Source organism: Streptomyces marokkonensis, from assembly GCF_039539045.1.
Lineage (GTDB): Bacteria > Actinomycetota > Actinomycetes > Streptomycetales > Streptomycetaceae > Streptomyces > Streptomyces marokkonensis.
The window spans coordinates 1-9,749 of record NZ_BAABCQ010000118.1; the positions used below are offsets into that span (position 1 = coordinate 1).

The window sequence follows — 9,749 nt, forward strand, 5'->3', positions numbered from 1 at the left end:
CGCGGGCGATCTGGTTGACGTTGACGCCGATGCGGTTGAGCTCGCGCAGCACCTGTGCGCGGAACATGCGGGTGCGGCGGCGGTCCTCGGACAGCGGCAGGTTCGCCGTGAACCGACCGGCGGTGAAGGCGAGGACGATGTCGGCGGCGAAGCCGGAGTCACCCTTGTAGCCGTGCTCGGCAGCGGCCTCCTGCAGCACGTTGTGCTCGTCGCCGGTGAACCGCAGCGGGCCGACGCGGACGGTCCGTTTGGTGCCGGTGAAACGGCGGATCGCCGGCTGCACGCTCTGCACCGCACGCTCGCCGGCCGACGGCGCGGTGGCGGGTGTGGGGCGGAGGATCTGCTGCTGGGCTGCGTGGAGCTCGTCCGGGTCGGGGCCGCCCTCGGTCCCGCCCTCCCGGTCCGGCGCCCCCTGGCGTCGGGCCGTCTCCGCCATCCCCGGGGCGGAGATCCCCGAAGACCGGCCTTGAGTCGGACTCGGGGTACTACTGGCTCCGCCAGGGGCAGGCCGTCCGAACGCGTTCCGCAAACGCTCCTTCAGCGTAGGCGACTTCGTCGGCACGGACAGCTCGTCCGGGACGACTTCGGCATCGTGCGCGTCGTGCGGGTGGCGCGTCATGGGCAGTTCTCCGGATGAGGCAGAAAGGGCAGGCAGGTCGGCGGGGAAGGCCGGGCGACGTGCAGCTGGCAGTTGGCTGTCCACAGCTGTGGAGGAGTGGGCGCTACGGGTGGTGGCCGGATGGCGGGGGTGGGATTCCGGCGGGTTCGGTGTGGGGGCCGACCGGGTTTCGGTGGCACCGGAAGTACTTCCGGTGCCACCGAAGGGCGTCGTTGCGGACGGGTCAGCCGGTGCTGCTGCCTACTGCGACCGCGGGGCCGGGCTTGACCATTTGGGCGTTCAGCTCGTCGCAGACGTTCTTCACGCGGGCGTTGCCGACCTTGCGGCCGCGGTTGACGCGGATCTCTTCGCCGACCTCGGTGGGGGAAGCGGTTCCCGTACGGGCCATGACCTCGCGCGCGACGGCCCGGATCTCGTCATCGGAGATGTCCTGCGGGCGCCCGGTACGCCGAGGCCGTGCTCCGGTCGGCTTGGGGGGCTTGCTGGCGGCCTCGCCGCTCGGCGGGGTTGCGGTGTCGGCCAGACGATCGGGGTCGGGATGCTCCGTCGGCCCGTCGCCGTGATCCCTGCCTTCGCCAGGAGTGGCCGGCGGGACGACCACCTTGGCCGGGGGCATCGGCTCCGGGACGGACACGGACTTTCGGTGGCCGTCGGGCCGTTCGACGAGCTGGTGGATCTGCCTCATCAGGACGCCGAAAGCAAGGAGCGCGGCGGTCGGCGGGACTGCGGCGACCACGTAGTCGAGCCAGTGCACAGTGCGGGCGTCGCTCGTTCCGCTCACGCCCGCCACGTTGAGCGCGATGGATCCGACCGACCCGATGGCGGTCACAGCGATGGCCCACAAGTCGGTGACCTGGCGCAGGCTCGCGCGGAGCATGAGCAGTTCGCCCGCGACGATGAACGCGTCGAGAGTGGCGGGCCACGCCCAGCGGCGGATCGGGGAGTTGCCGAGGCCGTGTTGGCCGGCAACGTCGGCCAGGTGCGCGTAGGAGAGCCAGAAGGCTCCGGCCGTCAGGAGGACGATGACGACTCCGGCCGCGATGAGCGCGAACCGTTCGGCAGTGTGCCCAGTTGCCGTCGGCCGCCCCTCACCGGGCCTGCTACCCGGCTGCGTGCGGCGTAGTGGTCGAAGGCGGGAGAGGAGAGTCAAGCGGGGATACTCCTTGGGGTAGGGGTGTGAAGCGTCTTGGGCGTCTTGGCCGTTGTAAGCGCTGCTCAGGGCCGGTACGGCAGGCCCGGTCGGTGTCCGTCTCGGCCGCGCCCCGGGTGGAGGCGGGGCGCGGACGGTACGGGTCTGCTTTCCGTCTTGGCCTCATGGCCTGTGACCTGCGGCGATACGGCACGTACGAGTGGGACGGCACGAGACGGATGCGGGCAACGTCCCGGTGCCGGCGGTCGTGATCGTGTGCCGTCTTGGGCCCGGTTGCCGTCTTGCGCGTATGGCCTTTGACCTGCGCGATTACGGCAAGGACGGCAAGGACGGCAACCTGGGGGTGGGGCGGGGTCAGCCCTGCTGGAGGGTGGGCGTGGCGTCGACCGCGTGGACGGTCGGGCAGTAGCGGCGCCAGGGGTCGAGGAACTTGTTGCGCATGTAGCCCTTGCGCTGGGTTCCGTCGGCGATGCGGACGTTCCCGGGCTTGATGCCGAACTGCCGGAGCATCGAGCCGAGGTCGCGCGGGCTGAGCCCGCTGCGCCCCCACTCGGCCCACGGGTTCTCCGGGTCCTGGCGCAGGTGGTGGATCAGCTCCTCCGTGGAGAGGCTGTCGACCTCGCGCTGGGCGACGAAGACGCGCCGGATGTCGGCCAGGATGCGGGCCCCGCTGGGGTGGTCCTCCTCGGCCGCCGTCTCGGCGGCGACCATCTGCTCGCACGCGGTGCGGGCACGGCGCGGCCAGGTACCGGCCGCAAGGTCGGCGACGATGACCAAGGGCTCCCAGGTGTCGGCGGCCCGGTCCTCGACCGGCATCATCGGTTCCAGGTCGGCGGCCTCGTCCACCAGGGGCCCCGCCCAGGCCGCGATACGGTCGCGCAGGTCATGGAGTGCGGGGATGTCACGCCGCGACCGGAACGGCCGGACGCTCTCGCCTTCCGCCCGTCGGCGCATACGGATTACCACCGACCGGTCCATGATCGTGTCGGGCAGGTCGCCGATCCCGGCGATGGCCGCCATGGCGAAGGTGGCGAACCGGTGGGGCGTGTGGTCGTTGCCGACCACGCGGGTCACGTAGCGGTTGCGCTGGTGGCCGGCGTTCAGCAGGCCGCGCATCTCTTCGTTCTTCTCGGCCTGCTTGGGCGTGCCGAAGATCGTGTCTGCCTCGTCCACCAGGAGCGTGGGCGGCTCCTCGGTGATGGAGCGGAACACCGCCGCCGGCGTGGTGTTGATCGTGAGCATCGGCTCGTGGACCGTCTCGGTCAGCACGTCGAGCAGCCGGGACTTGCCGCACCGCTTCGCCGGCCCCACCACTGCCAGGCGCGGGGCGTGCTGCCACGCGGGCTGGAGATGCGTCGCCGCCACCCACAAGGTGGCCGCGTCGAGCGCCTGCTCGGAGGGCAGGATCACGAACTTCGATATCTGCCCTCGCAGTTCGTCCAATAGGGCCGATCCTGGGGTCGGCTCGGGGTCCGGTTCCGTCTCCTCGGCAGGCTCGTCCGCCACGGCGCCCTCGGCGCCGTCAGCGGTAGAAGCCTGAGCGATGTACTCGCCGGGCTTGCCGGGAGCGACCACCGGCGGCCACACGGGCTTGTCGGGGTTGGAATAGGGCTGGGGTTCGGGGTGTTCCACAGGGCAGCTCCTCGTCTGGCGGTGGCGGGCTCGCACGCCCTTGCCGCCGGGTTGGTTCTTCCAGGGCCGTTCGGGGTTGCTCGGGCCTCCGGCGTCGCACCGCCGGGGGCCCATCCCCTTCTCGCGGGCAGCAGGCCACCGCGAGGGAACACGGACAGTACGTCCACGCCTGGCCACAGTCCAGCGCTTCTGTGTCAGCTCAGCGCAGAACTGCCTGCTATGTTGCTTCGCCCTCAAGCGGCCAGCCCCAGCAGATTCAGCAGATCCGCGGTCACCACGCGGTACGCCTTGCCTAGGCGCAGGACCTTGCACGGGTACTCGCCCCGCTTGGCCAGCTCATAGCCCTTGCTCCGCCCGAGCCCCAGCGCGCGGTTGCCCGTGTCCAGGTCAACGGCAACTGGAAGGGCCAGCAGTTCATCGCGAGTCATGCCCCTCGCCTGCTCGGTCATCGCCTCATCGCGCACGCAGCGCTCCTCTCGTCACAGCCCTCGGCGAACATGCCCAACACGTCCGGCTCCAGGCGGCTAGGAACCATCATGAGCGAGCTACTGTGTCTGCATGACACAACACGGTTTCGATGATGAAGAGGACGACGACTTCCCGGAGTGGGTGGACCGGATCAAGGCCAACGTGGCCGGCGAGGTCCGGCGACGGAGAAAGGAGATGGGATGGAGCGCGCAGGACCTGGCCGACCAGTGCGAGCGGCTCGGGCACCCGATCCCGCGCAACGTGATCGCCAACATGGAGTCCGGACGCCGGGCCAACCTGCCGCTGGTGGACGTCATCGTGCTGGCCGCAGCCCTGGAGACGTACCCGGTCTGCCTGATCTTCCCGGTCGGGTACGTCGATCAGACCCAGGAACTCCCGTTCCAGAGGCTCGTCCCCACTTGGGACGCCCTACGGCGCTTCACCGGCGAACAGGAGGTGCCCGAACGCGACGCGGGCATGGTCCCCGACTTCGAGCTTCACGCCAGACTCACGCGCACCGCGCTCGCCGCGCTCGAAGAGGAAGAACGGGCACGGTTCGCCGCCAAAACGGCCACCAGCCGCGCCCAGCAGGAAGAAGCCGAACGCAGGCGGACCGAATACGCCGACCAGGCCATCTCTGCCAAGTACAACCTCCGCCACCTCCGCCGCGATATCCGCGACGAGGGAGCCACCCCACCCGACCTGCCACCCGCATTGGGCGATGTCGACCCGTCCGAAACCGACTCCAACACCACACCGGAGGAACGCCTTTGAAGGGCTCCACCCACCGCCGTTGCTACTGCCGTGACCCTAAGACCGGCAAGCCGCTCGGCAAGAACTGCCCCAAGCTCTCCAGCCGCAAGCACGGCTCCTACTCCATACGTCAGGAGCTGCCCCCTCGCGAGGACGGCACCCGCCGCTCCTTCAGCCGCGCCGGCTACGAGACCCTCAAGGAAGCCCAGGCCGACCTCGACCACGTGCGGGCCCTCCTGGGGCTCGCCGAGTCCGACGACCCCGAGGCCCTGGCCCGGATTGCCGAGCTTCTGGAGACCGTGGCCGCCGAGAAGGCGCCGCTGCCGAACATTGAGTCGACCCGGCGCCGCCTCAGCCACGGTCTGGACCTGATCAGCAGGCTCACCGTCGGTGAGTGGTTGGACATGTGGCTGGCTGGCAAGAAGGGGCGGCAGAGTGCCATCAGCCGCGACGAGAGCAACATCCGCGTCCACCTCAAGCCGCGGATCGGGCACCTGCGACTCGACCGCCTCCGTGTCTCCCACCTCTCGGAGATGTTCGAGGCCATCGCCGAGGACAACGTCGAGATTGCCGAGGGCAACGCCGCTCGGCGCAAGGCGTTCGAGGAACTGGCCCGGATTCCGTGGAAGGGACGCGAGCCGCGTGCTCGCCGTAAGGCGATGAAGGCGGCCATCGCCGACATGGAGCCGTACCGCCGCATAGTCGGACCGGCCACGCGCCAGCGCGTTCGCTCGACCCTGCGTGCCGCTCTGAACTCCGCGATCGCGCAGCAGCTGATCACCTTCAATCCGGCCGCACACGTTGAGCTGGAAGCGGGCAAGCGACCCAAGGCGCTTGTGTGGACCGAGGAACGGGTCCTGCACTGGCAGCGCACCGGCGAGAAGTCCTCGCCTGTCATGGTCTGGACGCCGGAGCACACCGGCCTCTTCCTCGACCACGCGGCGGACGACCGCCTGTACGCCCTGTTCCACCTGATCGCGTTCCGCGGGCTCCGGCGCGGGGAGGCGTGCGGGCAGAAGTGGACCGATACTCACCTGGACGCGGGTCTCCTCGCCGTCGCCAAGCAGCTCGTCGTCGACGGCTGGGAGGTCTACGAGGACGACCCCAAGACCGACGCGGGGGCGCGCACCATTGCCCTGGACGCGGACACGGTCGAGGTCCTACGACGACACCGTGCTCGGCAGGACGAAGCGCGTGCGGAGTGGAAGACGGCTTGGGTGGAGACCGGCCGCGTCTTCACGCGGGAGAACGGGGAACTGCTCCACCCGGCCAACGTCACCCGCCGCTTCATCGAGCTGTACGAGGAGGTCGGCCTGCCTCCGGTCCGGCTCCACGACCTGCGCCACGGTGCGGCGACCCTCGCCCACGCGGCCGGCGCCGACCTGAAGGACATCCAGGAGATGCTCGGCCACTCCTCGATCACCATCACGGCGGACACGTACACGAGCCTGCTCCCCGAGGCGGATCTCGCGATTGCCGAGGCTGCGGCCCGTCTCGTCCCGCGTGCACGCGCCCCTCGCGCCGTGCCGGATGGTGCTGATCGGTTGGGGGATATTTCGGGGGCTGCCGCCCCGTCCGCTCACGCAGCGCGCACGCAAACGGCCCCGGACGAGAAGTCCGAGGCCGAGTAGGGCCCCTCCCTGGGGGAGAAACCCCAGGTCAGAGCGGTAACGCGTTGTGCCCCCGGCAGGATTCGAACCTGCGACACCCGCTTTAGGAGAGCGGTGCTCTATCCCCTGAGCTACGAAGGCCGGTGGTGTGGCTGTGCCACGCCGACAGTGTAGCGGGTGGTCAGGTCAGGGGGACCTGGCGGAAGCGGCCCGCGACTCGTAGGTCCGTCTCGATGTGGCCCGCCGTCTCCGTGAGGGCGGGCAGGATCTCCGTCACGCAGGACCGCGTCGTCCGGCGGGCGGCGTGCATCGCCACGTTGACCGCGGCCACCACGCGGCCCGTGCGGTCGCGTACCGGGACGGCGATGGAGCGCAGGCCGGGTTCCAGTTCCTCGTCGACCAGGGCGTAGCCCTGTGAGCGGACCTCCGGGAGGGAGAGGAGGACGCGGCCCAGTGAGGTCGCTCGGGCCGGGAGGCGGGTGCCGACCGTGACGCGGGCGCTCATGACGCGGCCCGTGGACGCCCGGGCCGTGTACTGGATCTCCTCGCCCGAGTCCGTCAGGACGGCCAGCGAGGCCGACTCGTGGACGTGGGCGGCGAGGGCGGTCAGGTGGGGCTGGGCGATCTGGGGGAGGGTGCTGCGGGAGAGGGGCGGGAAGCCGAGGGAGAGGACCCGGGGGGTGAGGGCGAAGGTGTTGTGGCCGGGGGTTTGTGTCACCAGTCCCGCGTGTTCGTGGGTGATGAGGGCCCGGCGGGCCGTCGCCCGGGCCAGGCCCGTCGCCTTCGCGACCTCCGTGAGGGTCAGTGCCGGGCGGTCCTCGCCGAAGGCCGTCAGTACCGTCAGGCCGCGGGCCAGGGATTCGATGAACTCCCGGCCCAGTTCGTGTTTGGAGGCGGCCGTCCAGGTGGCCAGGCCGGTGCGGGGGGTGCCCCGTTCTGGGGGTGGGGCGGTGCGCAGGTCGTTCTCCATCGACCGCACCGCCGAGCGGAGGCGGGGGAGCAGGGTCGTTCGCAGGTCCTCGGCCGTGTGGCGGCTGGTGTGGCTCACCACGCTCGCCACGCATGCCACCCGGCCGGTGCCCGGGTCCCGTACGGGTACCGAGACCGCGACCAGGCCAGGTTCGATCAGCTGGTCGTCCAGGGAGCAGTCGTCGGCCGCCGCGGTGGCCGTGCGGTGCGGGAAGTCGTGGCCCTGGGCGGTGTGGTCGCGCGCGGGGACGGCGGGGAAAGTGCGGTCCTCCGGGTCTGCCGCCCGGCGGGTGCGGAAGCGGTGCCAGTCGGTCTCCGTCCACTCCGTGGCGAACAGCGGGCCGGGGGCGGTGCGTTCGGCGGGGAGCAGATCGCCGATGCGGAAGCTCAGGGACATCGCGCGGCGGCGGGTGGCCTGGTGGATGAAGCGGATGCCGTCGCGGTCGCCGACCGCGAGGGAGACCGACTCGTCGAGTTCGTCGGCCAGGGCGTCGGCCCGGGAGGAGAGGAGGGCGGGGAGGCGCAGGGCGGCGAGGTAGGCGTTGCCCAGTTCCATCAGGCGGGGGGCGAGGATCACGTCGCGGCCGTCCAGGCGGACGTATCCCATGCGGGCGAGGGTCGCCGTGACGCGGTCGACCGTGGAGCGGGCCAGGCCGGTGGCCTTCTCCAGGGCGCTGAGGCTGAGGGTGCCGCCGCCGTCGGCTTCGCTCAGCCGTCGCAGTACGGCGATGCCGCGCAGCAGTGGTGCCACCGCTTCGGCCGGTGCCACCTCGTCGGTCGGTGTCGCCGCCTCGCCCGGCGTGTCCCTGCCGGCCCGTGTGCCCCGGGTCGCGGCGGTCTCCGTGCCCTGTGACGTGGCTGCCTGCCCGTGGGCGGCGTCGTTCGTGGTGTCGGTGTTGGCGGGCATCGGCTCTCCGGTGCGGCGGTCGCGGCAGGCCCACCGTAATCCCGGTCGGGAGGGCGTGGTGACTCCGGCGGCTGCCCGACGAGGCGTCACCTGCGGGTGATCCGCACCTGGTGGTCGCCCTTCAGGTCCGCCCCGGCCACCGCGATCGTGATGCCCCGGCGCGGGTCCTTGAATGTCTCGCCCGGGGTGAAGGCGGCGTCCGAGAGCTCGGCGTGGACGTTCGGGCTGCGGGTGCATCCGCCGCTGTCCCGGCGGGAGTCGTAGACCGTCACCGGACCCATTCCCGTGTCCACGTCCGCGTCGATCTTGTAGATCAGTACGCCCGGCCGGCACACCACCTCGTCGTTGCCACCGCGGGTGCGCAGCTCGACCGCGTAGCCGGAGGTGCCGTCCAGGGGGACGACCACCAGCTTGTCGCCGCCCTTGCGGGCCAGAGGGGTCAGCCTGTACTCCGTCGTCCCCGGCGCCGACGCGCAGTGCACCTGGGTGCGGTCCAGCCAGCCCAGTTTCCACTTGTGCCAGCCGAGGAGGTCGTTGTTGGCGCCCCAGTCCTCGCTCATGATGTCCCAGTGGCCGACGGCTCCTCCGCCCTCCTGGGTGTAGAGGTCCGGGAGGCCGAAGACGTGGCCGTTCTCGTGGGGCAGTACCCGGTAGCCGGTGGCGTCGTAGGAGCCGGAGCCGTCGTCCTGGCGGGAGTAGACGAAGGACGCGTTGGCCACCGGGACGCCGTCGGCGACGGGGGCCTCGGTGTTGCCGGCGAAGGTGACGGACAGGACCGTGTCCAGGGCGGAGGGGCCCGCGTTGGGTGTGACCAGCACGTTCAGGAGGTCGTACGCGCGGAAGTCGACCTCCGCGTCGGCCGTGGCGACCAGGTCCTCGACCAGTTCGCGGTAGCCGGGCTCGAAGGGCGCGCCGCGCTCTATGCCGTACTCGGCGAACGACTTCGGCATGCGCAGCCAGTCGCGGATCGGGGTCTCGGGACGGTAGTCGAGGCGGCCGTAGGAGCTGGTGCGGAACCACTCTCGGGTCTGCGGGAAGAACTCCGCGTAGCGGTCGAGCGCCTTGCCCTCGCCGGGCGCGTCCGAGAAGTCGATCATCAGGTTCAGGGCGCGGACGGTGCCGGTGGAGCGGGCGTAACCGGCGGAGGTCGGGACGCCCTCGGACATCTGGATCTCGGGGCCGCCGCTGATCATGCAGGGGCCGTGCGCGGAGGAACGGGAGAGGACGGCCGGGCCCGGGCCCGCCGTCGTGGTCCCCGGCGCGAGCCGACCGGTGCCCGCCGAGGTGCTGACGGCGAAGGTCACGACCGTGACGGTCGCGATCGCCGTCAGCCGGCGCGGGCGTATCCGGCGGCTCGACGGCTGCGCCTGCGGCGGCTGCATGCGGACCTCCCGGACCACGGCAGCCGCCCGACACCGGCTGCACCCTTGCGCTCACCCTGTGCCGCGGGGGTCGCGGGCGCGCGCTGGAGGAGCCGATCGTGGGTTTCTCGCCGGTAGCCCGCCGAGCGGGGGACGCCGGGGAGGGACCAGGGGTGGTGATGCTCCGTGGTGGTGCCCGTGGTGGTGCTCCGTGGTGGTGCCCGTGGTGATGCTCCGTGGTGGTGCCCGTGGTGGTGCTCCGTGGTGGTGCCCGTGGTGA

Annotated in this window: 8 protein-coding genes and 1 tRNA gene; 2 read left to right on the forward strand and 7 right to left on the reverse strand. The window is 71.1% G+C overall.

What is annotated here, in order from left to right:
- The 4 genes from ABEA26_RS24960 to ABEA26_RS24975 all read right to left on the reverse strand — a co-directional run.
- Positions 1-436, reverse strand: a 436-nt coding sequence (locus ABEA26_RS24960) for a MobC domain-containing protein (protein ID WP_345595584.1), incomplete at its 3' end; no start/stop codon positions are given.
- A 406-nt stretch (positions 437-842) separates the two neighbouring features.
- Positions 843-1,769 (reverse strand): DUF2637 domain-containing protein, encoded by a 927-nt coding sequence (locus ABEA26_RS24965; RefSeq protein WP_425587896.1) that lies wholly within the window; start codon positions 1,767-1,769, stop codon positions 843-845.
- 354 nt (positions 1,770-2,123) lie between these two features.
- Positions 2,124-3,401, reverse strand: a complete 1,278-nt coding sequence (locus ABEA26_RS24970; RefSeq protein WP_345595585.1) for a DUF3631 domain-containing protein — start codon at positions 3,399-3,401, stop codon at positions 2,124-2,126.
- A 233-nt stretch (positions 3,402-3,634) separates the two neighbouring features.
- Positions 3,635-3,829 (reverse strand): hypothetical protein, encoded by a 195-nt coding sequence (locus tag ABEA26_RS24975; protein ID WP_425587897.1) that lies wholly within the window; start codon positions 3,827-3,829, stop codon positions 3,635-3,637.
- A gap of 130 nt (positions 3,830-3,959) precedes the next feature.
- On the opposite strand from ABEA26_RS24975, the gene ABEA26_RS24980 reads away from it, so the two are divergent.
- Together ABEA26_RS24980 and ABEA26_RS24985 are read left to right on the forward strand one after the other, a co-directional pair.
- Entirely contained in the window at positions 3,960-4,643 is a 684-nt protein-coding gene (locus ABEA26_RS24980) for a helix-turn-helix domain-containing protein (RefSeq protein ID WP_345595586.1), read from the forward strand.
- Entirely contained in the window at positions 4,640-6,253 is a 1,614-nt protein-coding gene (locus ABEA26_RS24985; RefSeq protein WP_345595587.1) for a site-specific integrase, read from the forward strand. Before ABEA26_RS24980 ends, ABEA26_RS24985 begins: the two co-directional genes overlap by 4 nt.
- A 47-nt stretch (positions 6,254-6,300) precedes the next feature.
- Here ABEA26_RS24985 and ABEA26_RS24990 read toward each other — a convergent pair.
- From ABEA26_RS24990 to ABEA26_RS25000, 3 genes are all read right to left on the reverse strand, one after another.
- Positions 6,301-6,373 (reverse strand) — tRNA-Arg (locus tag ABEA26_RS24990).
- 40 nt (positions 6,374-6,413) lie between these two features.
- On the reverse strand, positions 6,414-8,108 hold the full coding sequence (locus ABEA26_RS24995; RefSeq protein ID WP_345595588.1) for an IclR family transcriptional regulator domain-containing protein: 1,695 nt from the start codon (positions 8,106-8,108) through the stop codon (positions 6,414-6,416).
- An 86-nt stretch (positions 8,109-8,194) separates the two neighbouring features.
- Positions 8,195-9,490, reverse strand: coding sequence for a M6 family metalloprotease domain-containing protein (locus tag ABEA26_RS25000; protein WP_345595589.1), 1,296 nt, complete (start codon positions 9,488-9,490; stop codon positions 8,195-8,197).
- Positions 9,491-9,749 lie beyond the last annotated feature (259 nt).

What these genes read in the sequence shown, in the direction of transcription:
- ABEA26_RS24980 (WP_345595586.1), top strand. Translation starts at nt 3,960, where the DNA reads ATGACACAACACGGTTTCGATGATGAAGAGGACGACGACTTCCCGGAG.
- ABEA26_RS24975 (WP_425587897.1), bottom strand. Translation starts at nt 3,829, where the DNA reads ATGACTCGCGATGAACTGCTGGCCCTTCCAGTTGCCGTTGACCTGGAC.
- ABEA26_RS24995 (WP_345595588.1), bottom strand. Translation starts at nt 8,108, where the DNA reads ATGCCCGCCAACACCGACACCACGAACGACGCCGCCCACGGGCAGGCA.
- ABEA26_RS25000 (WP_345595589.1), bottom strand. Translation starts at nt 9,490, where the DNA reads ATGCAGCCGCCGCAGGCGCAGCCGTCGAGCCGCCGGATACGCCCGCGC.